12 protein-coding genes are annotated in these 19,712 nt (G+C 44.0%); 5 read left to right on the top strand and 7 right to left on the bottom strand.

Annotated elements, in window-relative coordinates; all coding sequences use genetic code 11:
• Positions 1 to 43 precede the first annotated feature (43 nt).
• A complete protein-coding gene (locus G6047_RS03240) occupies positions 44 to 1,372 on the top strand; it encodes a M16 family metallopeptidase (protein ID WP_169526040.1) in 1,329 nt (442 codons plus the stop codon).
• 12 nt (positions 1,373 to 1,384) lie between these two features.
• Entirely contained in the window at positions 1,385 to 3,424 is a 2,040-nt protein-coding gene (locus G6047_RS03235; protein WP_235946485.1) for an insulinase family protein, read from the top strand.
• 47 nt (positions 3,425 to 3,471) lie between these two features.
• Here the strand turns inward: G6047_RS03235 and G6047_RS03230 are convergent, their stop codons facing one another.
• The gene (locus tag G6047_RS03230) at positions 3,472 to 4,338 is read right to left on the bottom strand and encodes a DMT family transporter (RefSeq protein ID WP_169526039.1); all 867 of its coding nucleotides are present in this window, start codon (positions 4,336 to 4,338) and stop codon (positions 3,472 to 3,474) included.
• Positions 4,339 to 4,477: 139 nt separating this feature from the next.
• On the opposite strand from G6047_RS03230, the gene G6047_RS03225 reads away from it, so the two are divergent.
• The gene (locus tag G6047_RS03225; protein ID WP_169526038.1) at positions 4,478 to 4,996 is read left to right on the top strand and encodes a heavy-metal-associated domain-containing protein; all 519 of its coding nucleotides are present in this window, start codon (positions 4,478 to 4,480) and stop codon (positions 4,994 to 4,996) included.
• Between the two features lie 47 nt (positions 4,997 to 5,043).
• On the opposite strand, the gene gldD is transcribed toward G6047_RS03225, so the two are convergent.
• The 3 genes from gldD to mutY all read right to left on the bottom strand — a co-directional run bounded on the left by gldD (position 5,044) and on the right by mutY (position 7,183).
• Positions 5,044 to 5,631, bottom strand: coding sequence for a gliding motility lipoprotein GldD (gene gldD / locus G6047_RS03220; protein ID WP_211165367.1), 588 nt, complete (start codon positions 5,629 to 5,631; stop codon positions 5,044 to 5,046).
• A gap of 9 nt (positions 5,632 to 5,640) precedes the next feature.
• Complete coding sequence (locus G6047_RS03215) at positions 5,641 to 6,063, bottom strand: single-stranded DNA-binding protein (protein WP_169526037.1); 423 nt, start codon at positions 6,061 to 6,063, stop codon at positions 5,641 to 5,643.
• 91 nt (positions 6,064 to 6,154) lie between these two features.
• Positions 6,155 to 7,183, bottom strand: coding sequence for an A/G-specific adenine glycosylase (gene mutY / locus G6047_RS03210; protein ID WP_169526036.1), 1,029 nt, complete (start codon positions 7,181 to 7,183; stop codon positions 6,155 to 6,157).
• A 106-nt stretch (positions 7,184 to 7,289) separates the two neighbouring features.
• Here mutY and G6047_RS03205 point away from each other — a divergent pair, with 106 nt between their 5' ends.
• Positions 7,290 to 7,607, top strand: coding sequence for an HU family DNA-binding protein (locus G6047_RS03205; RefSeq protein ID WP_317168267.1), 318 nt, complete (start codon positions 7,290 to 7,292; stop codon positions 7,605 to 7,607).
• A gap of 357 nt (positions 7,608 to 7,964) precedes the next feature.
• Complete coding sequence (locus G6047_RS03200) at positions 7,965 to 9,512, top strand: Rne/Rng family ribonuclease (RefSeq protein ID WP_169526034.1); 1,548 nt, start codon at positions 7,965 to 7,967, stop codon at positions 9,510 to 9,512.
• A 452-nt stretch (positions 9,513 to 9,964) separates the two neighbouring features.
• Here the strand turns inward: G6047_RS03200 and pbpC are convergent, their stop codons facing one another.
• The 3 genes from pbpC to G6047_RS03185 form a co-directional block, all read right to left on the bottom strand.
• Positions 9,965 to 12,340 (bottom strand): penicillin-binding protein 1C, encoded by a 2,376-nt coding sequence (gene pbpC / locus G6047_RS03195; protein ID WP_317168266.1) that lies wholly within the window; start codon positions 12,338 to 12,340, stop codon positions 9,965 to 9,967.
• Positions 12,337 to 13,623: a hypothetical protein gene (locus G6047_RS03190; protein WP_169526033.1), complete on the bottom strand. Its 1,287-nt coding sequence runs from the start codon at positions 13,621 to 13,623 to the stop codon at positions 12,337 to 12,339. Before G6047_RS03190 ends, pbpC begins: the two co-directional genes overlap by 4 nt.
• A 213-nt stretch (positions 13,624 to 13,836) precedes the next feature.
• A complete protein-coding gene (locus tag G6047_RS03185; RefSeq protein ID WP_169526032.1) occupies positions 13,837 to 19,425 on the bottom strand; it encodes an alpha-2-macroglobulin family protein in 5,589 nt (1,862 codons plus the stop codon).
• Between the last annotated feature and the right edge of the window lie 287 nt (positions 19,426 to 19,712).

Below are 19,712 nucleotides of genomic sequence, written 5' to 3'. Positions count from 1 at the left end.
TTCTGCTGAACAAACACACGAAAATCAACACTCAATTTTTAATATGAAAAATGCAATAATGGCTTTGGGCTCTGCACTTTTGCTGTCCGGCGGTGCTACCGCGCAAAAAGTTGCTTTCGAAGAGTACAACCTCGACAACGGAATGCACGTTATCCTGCACAACGACAACACGGCTCCAACCGTGATCACGTCTGTCATGTACCACGTAGGTTCAAAAGACGAACAACCAAACCGCACGGGTTTCGCTCACTTTTTCGAACACCTTTTGTTTGAAGGCACCGAAAACATCAAACGTGGCGAATGGTTCAAGATCGTAACATCAAACGGAGGCGTCAACAATGCCAACACCAGCGACGACCGTACCTATTATTTTGAAGTTTTCCCGTCAAACAGCCTCGAGCTTGGTCTTTGGATGGAATCGGAGCGTTTGATGCATCCGGTAATCAACCAAATTGGAGTTGACACGCAAAACGAAGTCGTCAAAGAAGAAAAACGGCTGCGTGTAGACAACCAACCTTATGGAAACCTGATTGCCGAAGTCAAGAAAAACATGTTCACCAATCACCCGTACCGTTGGGCGACAATCGGCTCCATGGAACACCTTGATGCGTCGAAACTTGAGGAATTCCAGGCTTTCAACAAGAAATTCTACGTTCCTAACAATGCTGTCCTTGTAGTAGCTGGGGATTTGGGTGACATTAAGAAAACAAAAGAATGGATCCAAAAGTACTTCGGAACTATTCCAAGAGGTGCCGACATCAAGCGCCAGACATTCACCGAAGACCCTATCACCACACCACGCACTGCAGAATATCAGGATCCGAACATCCAGATTCCAATGGTAATCGCCGCTTATCGTACGCCATCAATGAAAACCCGCGATGCACGTGTTTTGGATATGATTTCGACTTATTTAAGCGATGGTAACAGTTCAAAACTTTACAAGAAAATTGTGGACGACAAAAAAATGGCACTTCAAATGGGAGCCGTTGGATTCAACCAGGAAGATTACGGAATGTACATTTTGTACGGAATGCCACAAGGCAGCAACACAAGCGCACAGATTCTTAAGGAAGCCGATGAAGAAATCGTAAAAATCCAAACGGACCTTATATCTGAGAAAGACCTTACCAAGCTGAAGAACAAATTCGAAAACCAATATGTGAATGCCAATTCATCTATCGAAGGAGTTGCCGAAAACCTGGCTTCGTTCTATCTGCTTTACGGAGATGTAAACCTCATCAACACAGAAATCGATATTTACCGCAGCATCACCCGCGAAGAAATCCGCGACGTTGCCCGTAAGTACCTGAACCCGAACCAACGTTTGGTACTCGATTACATCCCATCTAAAGACAAAGGTCAAAACTAAGAAGCAACAACAATGAAAAAATATATAATCGCATTAACCGGTTTTTTAACCCTAGCCATGCATGCACAAGACAGGCCTCAGCCAAAACAAGGACCGTCGCCGATTGTCAATGTCAAAAAGCCGCAAACCTTTACCCTGAGCAACGGACTGAAGGTCATGGTGGTAGAAGACCACAAATTGCCACGGGTATCCTATAATCTTACCATAGACAATACACCATATGCCGAAGGCGACAAAAAAGGAGTTTCCGATCTTTTAAGCGCGATGCTTGGAAAAGGTAGCCAGAAAATCGCTAAAGACGCTTTTGACGAAGAAATCGACTTCCTTGGGGCCAACATAAACTTCAGTGCAAACGGAGCATACGCCAGCGGACTTTCCAAATACGGAACACGCATCATGGAATTGATGAGTGACGGAGCCTTGAACCCAAACTTTACACAGGATGAGTTCGACAAGGAAAAAGAAAAAATGATCGAAAGCCTTAAGACACAAGAGAAAAGTGTCCCTGCAGTTGCCGGTCGCGTCCAGAATGCACTCGCTTACGGAAAGAACAGTCCGTCTGGTGAATATGTAACTGAGCAAACACTCAACAACGTAACATTGGCCGATGTAAAATCAAACTACAACACGTACTTTGTTCCTGCAAATGCTTACTTAGTTGTAATCGGTGATGTGAAATACAAAGACATCGAGAAACAGGCCCAAAAACTTTTCGGAACATGGAAAAAAGCGACTGCTCCAAAAGTGACATACACCGACCCGACGAACGTACAGTTTACCCAGATCAACTTTGTCGATATGCCGAATGCGGTTCAATCTGAAATCGCTTTGCTGAACACGACACACCTCGAAATGAAAGATCCTGACTTCTTCCCGACCATTATCGCAAACCAGGTTTTGGGTGGAGATTTCAACAGCTACCTCAACATGAACCTTCGTGAAGCCCACGGATGGACTTATGGTGCGCGTTCCGGAATTTCAGGAAGCCGTTGGGTGACCGATTTTACAGCATCTTCACAAGTACGTAATGCCGTTACCGATAGTGCGGTGGTTGAATTCCTTAAAGAAATCAAGAGAATCCGTACCGAACCGGTTTCTGCAGAAGCTCTGAACAACGTAAAAGCAGGTTATGTAGGGCGTTTCGTGATGCAGGTTGCAAAACCTCAGACTATCGCCCGTTATGCCCTGAACATCGAAACAGAAGGTCTTCCTGCAGATTTCTACACCAACTACATCAAGAGCATCAATGCCGTTACGCCAGCCGATATCCAACGTGTCGCCAACAAATATTTCCTTGCAGACAATATGCGTATCGTAATTGTAGGAAAAGGATCGGAAGTATTGCCAGGACTTGAAAAATTGGGTATTCCGATTTTCTATTTCGACAAATTCGCGAATCCGGTTGACAAGCCTGTAGCCAAGAAAGCCGTTCCTGCAAACGTGACCGCCAAATCTGTATTCGAAAGCTACATCAAGGCAATAGGCGGAGAAAAGGCTCTTAAAGCTGTTAAAACCACTTCAACTACAGCAAGCGGAACCGTACAGGGAACGCCACTTGTATTGAACATGAAAAAATCTTCGGCAGGAAAATTCGCCATGACGATGAATGTTATGGGAATGACGATGATGAAACAAGTGCTTAATGAAAAAGGCGGATATAAAGAACAACAAGGACAACGTGCCGACGTTACCGGAGACGATCTTGCCGAACTGAAAGACAACGCCCAGCCTTTCCCGGAATTGACGCTTGCCAACAAAGCGGGCGTAAAAGTAGACGGAATCGAATCTGTTAACGGAGCCGATGCTTATGTCATTAAAGACGGAAAGACCACTTTGTACTACGACACCAAATCAGGTTTGAAAGTAGCCGAAGCCAAAACGGTTTCAGAAGGCGGCCAGACCATGACACAAACCATGAATTTCTCTGATTACAAAGATGTCAAAGGAATCAAATTCCCACACAAAATGACCATGAGTGTAGGTGTTGACCTTGAATTCATTGTAAGCGAGGTTAAGGTAAACGAAGGTGTTACCGATGCCGATTTCCAATAATCAGCATATCACTTATAATAAAAGGCTGCTCTCACGGGCGGCCTTTTTTATTTTTTGCTCGACAGATATACGCCGCAAAGTACAATGAGAGCACCAAGACATTGAACCACATTCAGCGCTTCCCCGTCAAGCACACCCCAGCCAAAAGCGACAATCGGAATCAGATACGTCACGGCAGATGCAAAAACCGGTGTCGAAATCTGTATCAGGCGGAAAAACAAAATATTGGCGACTCCTGTTCCAACAATGCCAAGAATTATGATATAACCTGCAGAAGTCAGGACGGTATCATTATCGAGTTTATGGAAGAATCCGCAAGTGAATAAAATTGCCAACGCAGGCAACAACATTAAGGTCGCGTTTCCTGCACTGATCGCCAATGGCTTCAGGTCTGAAAGATAGGTTTTGATAAAATTGATATTGGCCGCATAACAAATACACGCTACATAGACGAGCAGTACGTAGCTGAAATCTTCCACCGTAACCGCTTTGGATCCGCAAAGAATCAGTACACAGCTGCCGATCATCCCGATAAGCACTCCAAAAACCTGGATGCGCTTGAAGTCAATTTTATACGCCCATATCCCGATTATCAATACATTCAGAGGCGTCAGTGAATTCATGATTGCACTAACCGTACTGCTGATATGCGTCTGCCCCAAAGCAAACAGGAATGCAGGAAAAAAAGATCCGCAAGCCGCAGTAAGCGCCAGATATTTCCATTTTTGGGTTGGAATCGTCAAAAGAGAGCGCCATCCGATCACAATGAGAAAAGTTGACGCACATGTAAGCCTTAACGCGCCAAGCTCAAAAGGAGAAAGGCCCAGGAGCCCGCGTTTTATCAGGATAAAGGAACTTCCCCAAATCAGGGCGAGCGGAATCAGTAAAAACCATTTGGTCAGGTTAGAAGGCATCTGCGTTGTATTAATTGGCTCAAATTTGTAATAATTTTATGATTGACGGTATTCAATTTTCATATTTTTGTGGGTGGACTAGATTTTAGTCCTTCCGTTCACCAAGTATTTACGCATAACCCAAGAAACTCCCTTTGTTATGAATCTTAAAAAAATTATCGCGCTTGTTGCTTTGCCTTTCGCCATGATGGCATGCAAACAAACCGAAAGTGCTCCGGCAGAAAAAAAGAAATCCATGACTATGGCTGCTGCCAAGCCTGAAACTGCTTCGTTTAAAATTGACGGAATGGTTTGCGCTGTAGGATGTGCCAAAACATTAGAAAAGAAACTCGCCGCCATGGACGGTGTTTCAAAAGTTTCGATCGACTTTGAGAAAAAAGAAGCTGTAGTTGAATTCGATGCCAACAAACAGACTCCGGAAAAACTGGCCGCTGCAGTAGAATCGACCGCCGATGGAAAGACCTACAAAGTACATGACATGAAGGCTTCCGGAAATCAGGCGATGGTCTATTCCCACGAAAAGGAAAAGGAGAAAGAAAAAGACAAGAAGAAAGATAAAAAAGCCAAAGCCCCCGAAAATACTAAAAAGGGGAAAGAAGGCTGCAGCGAGTCTAAAGAGGGAAAAAGCTGCTGCGCCAAAAAAGCGGAGAAAGCATAATTCCAAAGGAATATAAGTAAAAAGGAATCTCAATCGAGATTCCTTTTTTATTTCCAGTGGATGGTTTCCATAAGTGTCTGCATATCATTTTTGATATAATCTGCGGCAGGCATTATGGAATCGAAATTGGGCTTTGCGTAGAAATACAAGGAGCCGCGAACAAAATGCTTGGTACTGTCGGTTAGATAGAACTGGGAATTCGTAGCCGCATTTCCTCCGACCGAATAAAACATGCCGTACGTCTTTTTATCCGGATTCAAATACGGTTGTTCCGTGATATTATCTGCCTTTATGACGTGCTTATAGGTCAACGTCTGCGCATCGTTTAACAATGCTTCGATATTACCATTCACAGGCATATAGGACAAATAAACCGTCGCTTTCATTTTGGGATAGTGAATCGCAAAACCACAATTTTTACTCACTTCGATCTTAGCAGATGAATTCATGAAGAAACCATACGGGCAATCGCTTTCAAAATCAACATATCGCGCTACCGGATAATCGAGCCGCAAATAAGACGATGGTTTCGGTAACACATCACCATTACCGCAACCCGAAACAGACAAGGCTATAACCGTTGCAAAACCAAACCCGACGCTCTTTTTGAGGATTTCTGTAAAACGCAGCTGCATATTCAGGAATTAAAACGGCAAATCGTTTTGAGGCAGCTCATTTTCAAAGGCATTCTTTGGCGGTTGAGGCGTCTGGCGGTTCGCATCGAGGTCTTTTTTCACAGTGAGGAACGTGAATTCGGTTACCTGGATTTCAGTGGTGAATTTGGTACTTCCGTCTTCCGCCTGCCATTGGCGAGACTTGATTCGGCCTTCCACGTAAATCTTGTCTCCTTTTGAAAGATACTTCTCGCAGATTTCAGCCGCTTTGTTGCGAACGACCAGATTGTGCCATTCGGTGGAAGTGATTTTCTCGTTTGTCGTTTTATTGATATACGTTTCGTTTGTTGCCAACGGAAAACGGCCAATGCAGTTGCCTCCGTCAAAATAATGCATCTTCACTTCATCGCCCAAATGGCCTATCAGCATTACTTTATTCAATGTCCCACTCATTTTGTATGGTTTAGATTAGATGGTCAAATATAGTGATTTTAGAAGGTCGATTATCAGATTAACAGACTGTCAGAAATCTGGCATGAAACTTTTACTTCCACCGTTCTTCGATAAATTTTTCCAGCACTACAGGAACGGGAAAGTCGTGGATTTCTTGCGCCGATATTCCATTTTCCAGATTTCCCTCAACTTCTACATCCCAGAATTTTACATGCAAATGCTGATGCGATAATTTGTGCAGTACTTCTTTCCTGTTGGTTTCCCGGATCGAAAGGATTGGATTCGGGAGTTTGATAGCGTCATATATGGCTTCCGGTTCGGCGGTTTTATGTGTCTCGACAAGCGGAAATTCATACAGGTTCTGCCAGATTCCTTTGCCCTCGCGTTTGACCAGCATGGTCTTATGATTACTATCGTTGACGACCAGATAATTAAAAAACCGTTCCGTGATCTTTTGCTTTTTGGATTTTACAGGAAGAGCCGAAACCTTATTTTTTTGCAATGCGATACAACTGTCATTGAGCGGACATTTGGTACAATCCGGATTTTTCGGAACACATTGCAATGCTCCGAATTCCATTATGGCCTGATTGAATAGCGCCGGCTTGTCTTTTGGGATCAGTTCCGATGCGAGCTGGGTGAATTCTTTTCGGGCCGATGAGGAAGCTATATCGGTCTCAACCCCAAAATACCGTGACAAAACCCGATAGACGTTTCCATCTACAACCGGAACACATTCGTTGTAACTGAAAGAAGCCACAGCGGCTGCGGTATAAGGCCCGATTCCTTTTAAATGCAGAAGGCCCGCATACGAATCCGGAAATTTTGCGTTATATCCTGATACAATCGCTTTTGCAGTTCCGTGCATATTCCTTGCACGCGAATAATAACCGAGGCCTTGCCATAACTTGAGGATTTTTTCTTCATCTGCGGCAGCGAGCTCTTCAATCGATTGAAAGTTTGAAGTGAACGAAAAATAGTACGGCAATGCCTGTGCAACGCGGGTTTGCTGCAACATTACTTCTGACAGCCAAATTCGGTACGGATCATTGGTTTTACGCCAAGGCAATTCGCGTTTATTTTGTAAATACCAATGAATTAGACGGTTAGCAAAGTCCATTATTTAAAGGGGCTGACGTCAAATGTAACGGTTTATGTTCTTAAATTTTAATTAATTATGGTTGAATATATGGTATTTTAATTCTTATATTTGCACCTCAAAAAATATCACACAATTATTAAATCAAATTAACATGACGAAAGCAGATATCGTAGCGAAAATTTCTGAGAAGTTAGGACTTGAAAAGGGAGATGTTCAAGCTACAGTAGAATCTTTTATGGATGAAGTAAAAACATCTCTTGAAACAGGAGACAACGTATACCTTAGAGGTTTCGGAAGTTTCATCATCAAGACACGTGCTGAAAAGACAGGTCGTAACATTTCTAAAAATACGACAATCAAAATTCCTGCTCACAACATTCCGGCATTCAAACCTGCAAAAATTTTCGTTGAAGGTGTTAAGACAAACAACGAAGCAAAATAAACCAATAATTAATCACTAAATTTCGCAATGTATGCCAAGTGGTAAAAAAAGAAAAAGACATAAGGTAGCGACGCACAAGCGTAAAAAACGTGCAAGAGCTAACCGTCACAAGAAGAAAAAGTAGTTCTTTAACTACTTTTTTCTTTTTTGTAAAAAACGTTCATTGAAATTGGATTCAAACGAAAGAAAAGGCCTTAATGGCTTGGTTGAATCCACCGGGTAAACAAATTACCTGTTAACTATTGTTTAATCCATCCCGTACCAAAGTATTGAGTACCGAGTATTTAGTATTGAGAATCTCTCACGACTCATATCTGACGACTCATATCTCTGCAGTATCGGATAAAAATTTACAGTGTGAATAAAGAATTAATCATCAGATCCAGTTCTGAAGCCGTAGATTTTGCCTTATTGAAAGATGGAAAACTCATAGAATTACACAGGGAAGAAGAAAAAAGCGATTTCCAGGTCGGCGATATTTTCATAGCGAAAATCCGTAAACCGGTCGCCGGGCTCAATGCAGCCTTTGTAAATGTCGGGTTCGAGAAAGATGCCTTCTTGCATTATCACGACCTCGGCCCCAACTTAGCTTCCCAACTGAAATTCTTAAAACTTGTAAGCGCAGGTAAACTAAAAGATTCTTCACTCAAGAATTTTCAATTCGAAAAAGAAATCGACAAGAATGGTGTCATAACAGACATTCTGGGATCTAACCAATCCTTGCTTGTCCAGGTCGTAAAAGAACCTATTTCCACTAAAGGTCCGCGTATCTCATCTGAGTTATCGCTCGCCGGAAGGTTCATAGTCCTGGTGCCATTCTCAGACCGTGTATCGATATCGCAAAAAATCGAGTCCAAAGAAGAAAAAGACCGTTTGAAAAAACTCGTGCAATCGTTCCGACCTAAAGGATTCGGGGTAATTGTGCGCACCGTTGCCGAGAATCAAACCGTTGCAGAACTGGAAAAAGACCTCCATAACCTTATGGCGCGTTGGAATTCCATGTGCAAAAAGATTCCCACGGCACATCATCCGTCCAAAGTTTTAGGAGAAGTCAACCGGGCTTCCTCCATACTTCGCGACGTATTTAACGACACTTTTACAGGGATAGTCGTTGATGACGAAGACTTGTTCTACCAGATCAAGGAATATTTGTCAGAAATTGCCCCTGCCAAACAAAACATCGTACGGTTCTATAACGCCAAGGACAATCCGATCTTTGAACGATACCACATCGAGCGCCAGATCAAGACCTCATTCGGGAAAACCGTTTCCATGCAACGAGGCGCTTATCTGATCATCGAGCACACCGAAGCCTTGCACGTCATTGACGTCAACTCCGGAAACCGTTCCAACAAAGCATCTAACCAGGAAGAAACGGCACTTGAGGTAAACATGATCGCGGCTGCTGAAATTGCGCGGCAGTTAAGGCTGCGCGACATGGGTGGCATCATCGTCATCGATTTCATAGACATGACCAATCCGGATAACCGGAAGGTTCTTTTCGACCATCTTCGCCAGGAAATGAGCGACGATAAGGCAAAACACAAAATACTTCCGCCGAGCAAATTCGGGCTTGTCCAAATCACGAGACAGCGCGTACGGCCGGAAGTTAACATCAAGACACGCGAAGAAGACCCGAATAACAGCAATGGCGAAATAGAAGCGCCAATCCTGATTATCGACAAAATAGAAAGTGATCTTGAACGCATTTTAAAAACCCACAAAAATATCGTGCTCAACACACACCCTTTTGTGGCGGCTTACCTCCGTAAAGGTTTTCCATCTCCGCGTTCCAAATGGTTTTTGGAGCATCGTAAATGGGTGAAAATCATACCACGTGACGCTTACACGTTCCTCGAATACCACTTTTACAATCCTACGGGAGAAGAAGTCGTTGCAGAGTAAAAATTAACCGCCAATCGCCCTGAAAATGGGAGTATGGCGGTTTTTTTATGAAGTGACTCGACAAAAAATTAACATTTTCGGCATTTTTCCTGTATGCGTCGTATTTACTGGACTCTTAATTTTATACCGGGTAGGGGATAATTGGGTTTTCCCTACAAAATTCCAAAGTTTACAAAGTACATTTTTTATGTATTTTTTAGCTTCGCTCAGTTCGGCTAAAGCCTCGGGTGTTAAAATTCACACTCAGATCGTTCTCGTCCAAAATTACTAAACGGAACACATCGCATTTGAAAATCTGAGTTGCATCTTCCCACTGCCCGCTCCTGGCCTTTTGTAAAAATCCTGTTTTTCCAAGACTTCCGTTGGCCGCTGCGAACCGCCGGCAACACAGTTTTTTTTCCGGCAAGGGCTGACCGCTTGAATCTGGACCGCACCCAATTCAGATTGATGCTTTATTCCCTTATGATTTCCAGATTCCGCCGGACTTCATTGCCTTTGTCATCCACAACAGTAATCACATGTTTTCCGGAAGAAACGGCGAGTTGCATCTCATGGAACGTCTGTGTCTTTCCTTTGAACACATCATCGACGTACCAAAACAAAACCGCATTAGAATCTGAATGTGCTACCTTTACAATAAGCGGCTGTATTTTTCCCCTGAAATCTTTGGTCAGGTAAATTTTCGGCGTCAGTGTTTTGGGATAGATAAAATCCATGCGCGCTTTTTCTGTTCCGGAACAATCCTTTCTCAAAGGTGGCAAAGGCCGATAATCCACATGGCTGCTTTTGTAATAATATTCCATGACCGGAGGAAGTACAAACCAGTTTTGGGAAATCATCTGCGACACCTCTTCACAATTGGAATTGACACGAAAATTTCCCGATAAATCCAGCTGAACCAACTTATGATACGGACACGTCTTACTGTTTTTACCCTTGATGGAAACGTATTGTTTTACTTTAGGACAATCATCGAGCGCCAGAAATCCGCTTTCGGCACAAACCTCAACTTGTTCAAGATCATTGAGAGGTGCAGCGAACCATTTCTTTTTGGGCAGCAGATTGAACGCATCGAATAAAACCGGCGCGGCACAATTGACACCTGTAAGTTCGGGTCTTCCTTCTCCGGATGCATTTCCGACCCAAACCCCTACGACATAATTTGAATTTACACCAATCGCCCAGGCATCGCGGTTCCCAAAGCTTGTTCCGGTTTTCCAGGCAATTTCTACAGATGAATCATAGAATTTCCAGGCTTCGTCTCCTTGCGGCCGGTTGACTTCTTTCATCGCGTTAAAAGTCAGCCAAATTGCACCGGCCCCCACGATTGGTTTTTCAAAAGAATCCTTCCCAAAATCAGGTTTTAAGCCATCGATATAATTCAATTCTGAAAATTCATGGTTCCGATATTTGGCATCGTTGCAAGTGAAATAGCTGAGTGTTGAGGAAAGATTGGCGTACGTTCGGCACAAATCCCACAAATTCGATTCAGCTCCACCCAGAATCAGCGATAGACCATAATGATCCGGATGCTTGTTGATATCGCGCAATTTGAAATGCTGCAAGGTCTCGTAGAATTTATTGACGCCGTGTTGCTGGAGCATCAGAACCGCCGGAATATTCAACGATCTGGAAAGTGCCTTTTGTGCAGGAACAGCTCCGTCGTAAGTCATATCGAAATTCTGCGGCATGAAACCGGAAATTTGTACCGGAATATCGGCGACAAGCGAATTCGGAAGTATTTCACCTTCGTCAAGCATCGAAGCAAACAACAACGGTTTCAGAATACTTCCGGTACTTCGTGGCGCTGTAATGATGTCGACATCTTTCTTGTGGTCCTTATCAGTTGGGGAATTGCCAACATATCCGACAATATTCCTTGTCTTGACATCGATAACCATAATGGATAAATTATACACTTCATTCTGGCGGAATTGGTTGTAATAGGTTCTCGCAATCTGGTTCAACCGTTCCTGGAGTGCTAAATCAACAGTCGTCTGAATCCGCTTTCCATCATGCTCTTTTGACACGCGGGAAAGCAAGTGTGGAGCAGTTTGAGGAAGATTGAACGGCTTTTGCGGCAACGGTTCAACCAATGCGAGTTCGTAGCTCATTTTGTCGATACACCCTTTTTGAAACAGTTTTTTCAATAGCGCATCGCGCTTTCTTTTTAACGGTTCTTGGTTCCGACCCGGAAAAATCAACCCCGGAGCATTCGGTAAAACGGCCAAGGTTGCATTTTGGGCCCACGATAATTGATGTGAAGGAACTCCGAAATACCGCCACGAAGCCATTTCAAGCCCCACGACATTTCCGCCAAAAGGCGCATGGGCAGCATACGTTTGAAGGATTTCATCTTTGGACATACGCAGTTCAAGACGTGTAGCGAGAATTATTTCAATCAATTTTTCGAAATACGTCCGTTGTTTATTTTTTCGGGACAGGCGGATTACCTGCTGTGTTATGGTGCTTCCGCCTCGAATGACTTTGCCTGCTTTCCTGTTCTGGACAAATGCCTTGTACATTGAGATTGGGTTGAAACCCGGATGTCGCCTGAAATTCTCATCTTCATACATCACGACACATTGGGCATATTTAGCGGAAATGCTGTCGGCTGCCGGAAAACGCCATTGACCGTCAGAAGCTATTTTAGCCCCAAGCAATTCCCCTTCACGGCTTTCGATTACGGTGGAATAAGGTTCGTCGAAAAGTGTCTCAGGCAGACATAAATAATAGGCAATCAACGCGATCAGGAATACGGTTGATTTAATCGGATGTCTCCTGATATGTTTTATTATTTTCCCAAAAAATGAAGAGATTTTTTTCACCTGAAATGAAAATTGTCGTCAAAGATGTGGTTTACGATGTAATTGTGTTTTTGGCTGTTTTCGCGATAGGTTTCTTTGAAAACTTCTACCAAAGTATTTGTTCCTAAAGCCGGATTACGCTCAAATTTTATCCATTGGCCACTGTGTCGCCCATCGGCATTTTTCAATCCGACAGAAACACTACGCACGGGAATTAAGTGTTCCTCTCTCCATTCGTAAAGCGTCTGTATATAATCGGCATACCAGCTTCCTTCGTAGATATACTTGAGTTTAGTTGCAGAAAAGACTTCATATCTTCCAAAAAAACCACCGGCTTCATGCACATTTCCAGAAATGGCTGACTTGAGATAAATAGTGTATGACCTGTTGCCATTCATATTTGGACCAGACACAGCGAGAATTTCCTTTTGTCCGTCACCGGTTAGGTCTTCGAATTCCATCTGATCAAAACCACATAGCTTTTCTGTTCCAATAATATTCCAACTGGCATTTTGATACTCATAAAACACCATAAGACTGTCTTTCGCCGATGCGGAAATGGCATTGAATTGACCGTGTTTCATAAAATCGCCAGCGACCAGGTATTGGCCATCTTCTTCATCATAAAAAGGTTCGTAGGCAAAAAAAAGCGAGTCTTTTCCGGCAGTTTCTTTCAGTTTAGGAAATACTGAATACAGAAATTGTGGAATCGTATCCTTGATTTTGAAACTTTTAGATGATACCTTGACTGACCTGAATGAACTCAGCATACAAATCGTGATGACTGAACAAACAGCTATCCTGAATAAGCCATGGAATCTGGATTTCCGCAATCCAGGATGATCCGGAATTATATTTTTCACCCTTCTTTCAGGATTTGTCCAAACAATCGAAGTCTTACTACTTGACGATGTCATGATTTTCGATTCCATTTCTGCCTTCATTCTTTTCATTTGACCAAAATCAAGTCGTTGCCTTTTGAAATGTTCCCTGAATAAACTGCCGCTGCGACAATATCTTTTGTTGATGCTCTTGGTATAGGCAATGAAAAAATTGGCAAACGGTTGATGCATTCGGTCTTTGTATTTATCGGGAATCACATTGGTCTTCTTGATCTTTACTATAATCTCGAAACTGTTTTTATATAACCGGAACGATTGTAATGTGGCAATTTGATGGATGTGTTTTTTGAGAAGGCTTAGAAAATAAATGTAATTCTCGTCTTCGTAAAATAGTGGTTCGAAGTTGTTGCCGGAATTTTTGAGGTGGTAATAATTGTCTGGGAGGAAGGGTTCTCGTTTCATGGCTTGGATTTTTTTGAATGGCGGTTTAGTATGATGATTTTTCGGCTTTTTTTGAGCCGTAATACATAACAAGTTTTGAAAACTTGTTATGTATTACAAACCTCATCCAAAAAGTTTAAACCTAAGTACACTTTTTCTGCCTATTTTGTTAAAATCGCCTTATATCGATCCTAACGAAAAAATCAGCTTCAAAAATGTTATCCGACAATTCAATCAACGCTCCACTTCAACCCACTGCCCCTTATTCCGAGCCAGGTAATTAGTATCATACATCGCCTCACACTGCACGCCCGGCATATAATAAATCCCAGGATACGACGCATTCAATCTCATGCTGAACTTTCTCGTTTCACCAGGTTTGATCCAGAAATAATAATTCGCCCTGTCATCGCGAATGTCAATATAATCGACGTTATTTTCCGTCGTTGCGCCATAATCTGTGTAACGTGTGTTGACAATCTCGAATCCGGAAGGCAGAATCTGCGTCAAGGCCATATTGCTCAAAAATTCCTTACTTGAATTGGTCACGTAAACCTCAGCGGTAAATTCAGTCCCTTGTGCAATTTTGGACACATTGATCGTTTGGCCTTTGCTGTCTTTGAAAATTGTGGACACGCTAATGTTTCGTTGTTCCGCCAGTTCTTTTCCGACAGGCAAAATACCGCTGTTCAAAATCCGCACATAAACACTATTCCCTTTTTTGTTTTTAAGGCTGATGCCATTCTTGCCAGATGTAACCGACAGGTTCCGCGAAGCCAGTGATTTTTTGGTCGAAACAGACATTACTTTTCCGCCCTGACTCAAATCAACCTGAATTCCGTCCCGGCCGTTTGCCAAAGCGAACTTAGACATGGCATACAATCCGTAAGCGGTGGTTTGCGTGCTCATCCAACGGCTGGATGACAGTTCCTTCGCCAATTTCGCAGCAGTCTGGAATGCCTGTTTCTGCTGGCCCAAAAGCATCAGCGTTTCCAGTTCCATCGCCCTGTTCCGTTCTGGTGAACCATAATAGAAATAGTGGGTTTCATACGATTCAAGAGCCGATTTCGCCAAAAGTGACTTGGCAGCATCTGTCTGTTTGACCAATGCATAAGCCGCTGCAAGCCTCATTTTGCCTTCATTCGAAATTCCCGGGGTTTCACGCAGACGGTTCATCGAAGGCAAATCCGGCGAACCTGCAAGCGCCAGTGTATACAATCGATACGCCTGAGCCTGATCTGTCCCGAATTCACGCACATAACGCCACGCACCTGAAGTTTTCTTTTGATAATTGATCCATTTCTGTTTGAAACCAATCGGCAGTACATATCCTTTTCGTTCCGCTTCAATCATAAAATGTCCGGCATAAGTCGTTCCCCAATCATCTGCATAAGTTCCGCCCGGCCAATAAGACAATCCGCCATTCGGTTGTTGAAAGCCACCGAGACGCTGGATTGCGGCAGTGATATAACCCTGCATGGCCTTTTGACGAGATGCTTCAATATCCATCACATCGGCCAGGTACAATTGCGGAAATACCGAAGATGTCGTCTGTTCCACGCAACCATGCGGATATTGGATCAGATAATTGAGTCGGCGATTCAGATCTATAGTTGGGAAAGAGGAAACTTCGAGCGTCGCCTTTGAAGTCCCGTTTTCACCGAATGGCTGCCAATCCATAGTCTTTGAAGCATTCGGGCCGAGGATAAAATCCTGGAATGTCTGCGTCACCGGATTCGGGTTCATCACATCGATTTCCACATCATACGTCGATTTTTCAGAGCCTGAGGTCGCCGTAACGGTTATTTTGCCAATTCCCGTGGCTTTGGCAACTCCGAGGCTGAAATACGCCATTTTTTCATCCGGGTTCGAGAACGAAAGCGATTGTTTCGATGGACCGACGACTTTGATATTCGGGCTGGTCTTAACCTCCACCGATACATTTTTAACCGAATTCTTCATCGCGAACACCGTAACCGGCAACACGACTTTTTCCGAGGGTGTGATTTTTCTAGGCAACGATGCCAGCACCATCAACGGGCTTTTCACCGGAACCGCTTTTTCAAAACTTCCGTAAGCCCCGGATTTTGCATTGGCGGCAACCACCATAGCACGCACGGAACCAACGTAATTCGGCATCTTGATTTTATGCGTGCGGTTCTGCCCGGCTCCAAGCTCAAACGGCCCGATGAATTTCACGACAGGTTTGAATCGATTGGCTTTCTTCGCTTTTCCGCCACCAAGTGCCGCATCTCCACCAATGGCAAACACCTGGTTGATTTTTCCGCCATAAGCGCCAATCACATCGTCATACAAATCCCAGCTTCTTACACCCAAAGCCTCACGAACATAAAACGCATCCCACGCATTCGGGGTTTTGAAACGTGTCAGGTCGAGCAAGCCTTCGTCGACAATAGCAATGGTATACGTCATTGGTTTACCGTTTTTCTCGGCCACTTTTATATCGAAATTCCGGTCAGGTTTGAGTTCCGATGGTAAAACCGCAGTCGGTTCAAGGATGGTATTTTTATCGACCACTTCTATCGGAACGACACCATACATCCGGATCGGCGAATCGTTTTTGGTATTAGCGTGCGGTTGAAGCAACGTAATATTGATGTAGACGTTCGGTGCCATCTCAGGCGTCACCGGAATTTCCATCTGGGTTTCTCCAGCTTGTGATTTCGCCCAGAAGGTTTTAAGTACTTTGGTTCCGTTTTCAACCGAAATCAATGCGCGTCCGCCTGCACTCGACGGGAAAAATATCTTGGCTTTTTCACCTGTCGCGTACTTTTTCTTATCTGTGGTAAACATCAGCATATTGGCCGATTCCCCATCGGCGTTACGTGTTTTTCCTGACCATGACGGCCAGTCGATGAACACAGTTTCCGATGTCGCATGGCCGCCTTTCGCATCAGACACCCGAATCAGGAACCGACCCCATTCCGCCTGAGGAACGGTCAAAGAAACTGCAGCATTACCTGAAGCATTGGTTGTCGTCTGAAATTGCTTGTACGGTGTGATTGAAGTCGAAGAGCTGTATCGCGACAAATTATCGGACGAGGCATCCCACCACCATCTCGATTCCAATCGATAGACTTTGACATCAACGGCCGTATTTCCTTTTGGCTTTCCGTTTTCATCGACGCTGACAATGCTGAATTTGTTCGGTTTTTCGGTTTCGAGCATACCGTATCGGTTCGTTCCTGCCACTTTCAAACCTATGTAAGTGACGTAAGGCGAGTAATCGGCAGCACTCACGTCGGTACTTACGTCGCCACCGGTTTCATATACTTTTGTGATGAAAGCGGCTTTGAGCATTCCCGGAGATTGGGTCGAAAGGTTTGGCAGAATCGGATAAGTCGCCTGTCCGTTCCCATTGACTTTTCCGGAAAACAGATTTATTTCTTCGGTTGAAAAATTACGTGTCGCATCGTCAAAATTATAGCCGTCGTATCCTTTAAAAGCTGTCGCTTGCGAACTCAGTTTCATCTGGACTTCAACCTTCAAATCCTTGGCGATCGCACCGTGAAGCCAGGTTGCCGTAATGGTATTGAAATTTTCACGAGTGGCAGAAAGGAAGTTCCCATTGAACGAATTCTTGATTTTGAGACGATTCGGCTTGATGGTTTCCACCTTGATGTTCTTGTAGAAATGTGCGCCTCCGACAGATACCATGGCTTCCCAGCTTCCGGTTTGGGCCGATGCTTCGGTGCTGACCTCAAATACATAATGATTGAGCGCATTCGTAGGTTTTACGGTTTCATAGACCACTTTTCCGCGCGGATCGGTCAATCTGAATTTAATAGGATGTGCCGCCGGAAGCTTGTTTGCATTATCGTTCAGGATAAACGACAGGAACATCGTATCACCCGGACGCCACACGCCACGCTCTCCGTAGATAAAACCTTTGAGGCCTTTTTCGAGTGTTTCGCCGGACACATCGAAATTGCTCATCGACAAGGATTTTTCATCGTCAAGCTTGAGATAGCTGCTTTGCTTGCCTTTGGTGACAATGGCGAAATAGGCGTATTTATTCGACTTGAACGAAATAGTCCCAAGCGGATTTGTCATTCCCGAAGCGATTTCCTGCTGCTGGTAATTGTACAATTTGACCGTCGCGCCCTGGATCGGATCTGTCGTGAGGATGTCGTTTACGGCAATGAAGTATGATTTGTCGAGGCCGCGTTTGGCGATGATGCCAATATCTGAAGCCAGTACGTTAGTCGCAATCTTGTTGTGATAGAAATAATTCGAACACGGATCTTCTTCTTCATACCAATCGTAATCGTCGTCGTAGTAATAGCCGTCGTATCCGTAGCCGCTGTAGTTTACGTCGTCTTCATTGAATTCTTCCTCAGATTCATCTTCATTTTCGAATTCAGGAGAACTTCCTTCGCATTTGTAAAGCGAATACGCGCGCTTCATGCCGAACTCAACACGGTAAATCGCTCCCGCGTCCGGTGTAATCAGCTTTGACAAATCCAAAGCGTACGTATTCCATTTGGAATAATCGAGCAACGAATTCTGCTTGAGGACGATTTTCTTTACGGCAATCGGCTGGGAAACCTGACGCATGTTCCGGCTTCCGTTGAGCTCATTGTCCTGGAGGAACTGCATGATGTTGTTCTTGTAGATCTTATAGATTTTTACATCTACGGCATTCAGGTTCGCAGCTTCGAAATTGAGTTTGAGGTTGGCTGATGAAGGCAGAATCGAGCCACTTTTAAGGAATCTTACACCCGGCTTTATCTGCTCGAACGTGATTTTCTGGGTATAGACTTTCTCCATCTTTTTCCCGTCGCTGTTCTTGATTCCCTGAAAAACTTCGACCAGTTTGGTACTTTCCGGATCATTGGAATCGGTCGTCACACTTTCAGCATAGACTACCGCTGTATCAATAGCGGCTTCGGTCACGGCAGTTGCCACAGCCGCCGATCCGTTGTCAAAAAATACTTTCAACACGTTTCCTTCTGTCATAAAACGCAGGTTCGAAGCATTGGATATCGACACCAATCCGCTAAAATCCTGGTCTTTGTCCAATCTATCAGAGAAGTTTATACGGATCATCTGGTTCGTATCGTCACCCGCAGAAATTCGAAGGACTTTGAAATTATCGACCGCCGCAATCGGGAATTCGAGTTTTCCTGTGCGATCGATATCGGCTTCATCACCATCCCACGACAATTCCAGTTTTCCGTCGGCAGAACCGCGTTTGATGCTATCGACGATAAACCTAAAATCGGTTGGCGAACTGTGTTGTTTGTCATATTTGATTTTAAGCGGCTGACCTTCGAATTGAGCACTGACGAGTTTTTTGGCCGTTTCAGCATCCAGTTGGTCCGCACTGCGAAGTCGCGCATTGAGGTACTGGTATTCGCTTGAGTATGATTGCAGATCGAGGACCGAAACCGCGATATCCTGTCTGATGGTTCGTACCGTAAACCGGAATTCCCGCAAATCCTTTGGGACTTCGATGATTTGCGACAAGTTGAATTTCACCTGGTACGGCGTATCCTGATCGAGTTTTTTATCTGGGATGAACGCCACGGTATTCGCACTTAAAACCTTCACCTTTCCGCTCACCGAAGGCGAAATATCGAACAAGGAAGACGGCAACTCATCATCTGGCTTCCATTCCTTTTTGGAAAAAGCCAACTGGACGCGAAAATCCGACTTTGCAGGCACAGGTCCGGCGGTAAAACCGGAGATGAATTCTTTGAAAAGTTCAGGATTGGAATTAAAATCAGCATCTGATTTTTTAGAACAGCCGTGCAGCATCACAAGCGCACAGATTACACCCAGGAGTTTTCCGGTTTTCATGGTGTTTTGAGAGGTTAGGTTGTTGGTTATAAACGATTTCCGTTATTATCGCGATAACACAAAACGGCTCTCATTTATTATATTAAATATCAACTATTTTTTGGTTCCGGTGAAGATTTTTTTTGAGGCCGCGCCGTTGCTCATTCTGTTAAAAAAAAGACCGCCCACTTTTGATGGACGGTCTTCATAGTATTTATTTTTTTGGCGGCAAATTCCTGCTGACCCGCTAGTAGCCTTTCTCAAAAATCCGCATTTGCGACCGGCTTATCCGGCTTCCTTTGGTCGCC

It is taken from the genome of Flavobacterium silvaticum (assembly GCF_012911565.1).
Taxonomy (GTDB): Bacteria; Bacteroidota; Bacteroidia; order Flavobacteriales; family Flavobacteriaceae; genus Flavobacterium; species Flavobacterium silvaticum.
Note: the sequence above shows the minus strand (reverse complement) of the source record. Positions and strands in the feature narration are given on the sequence as shown.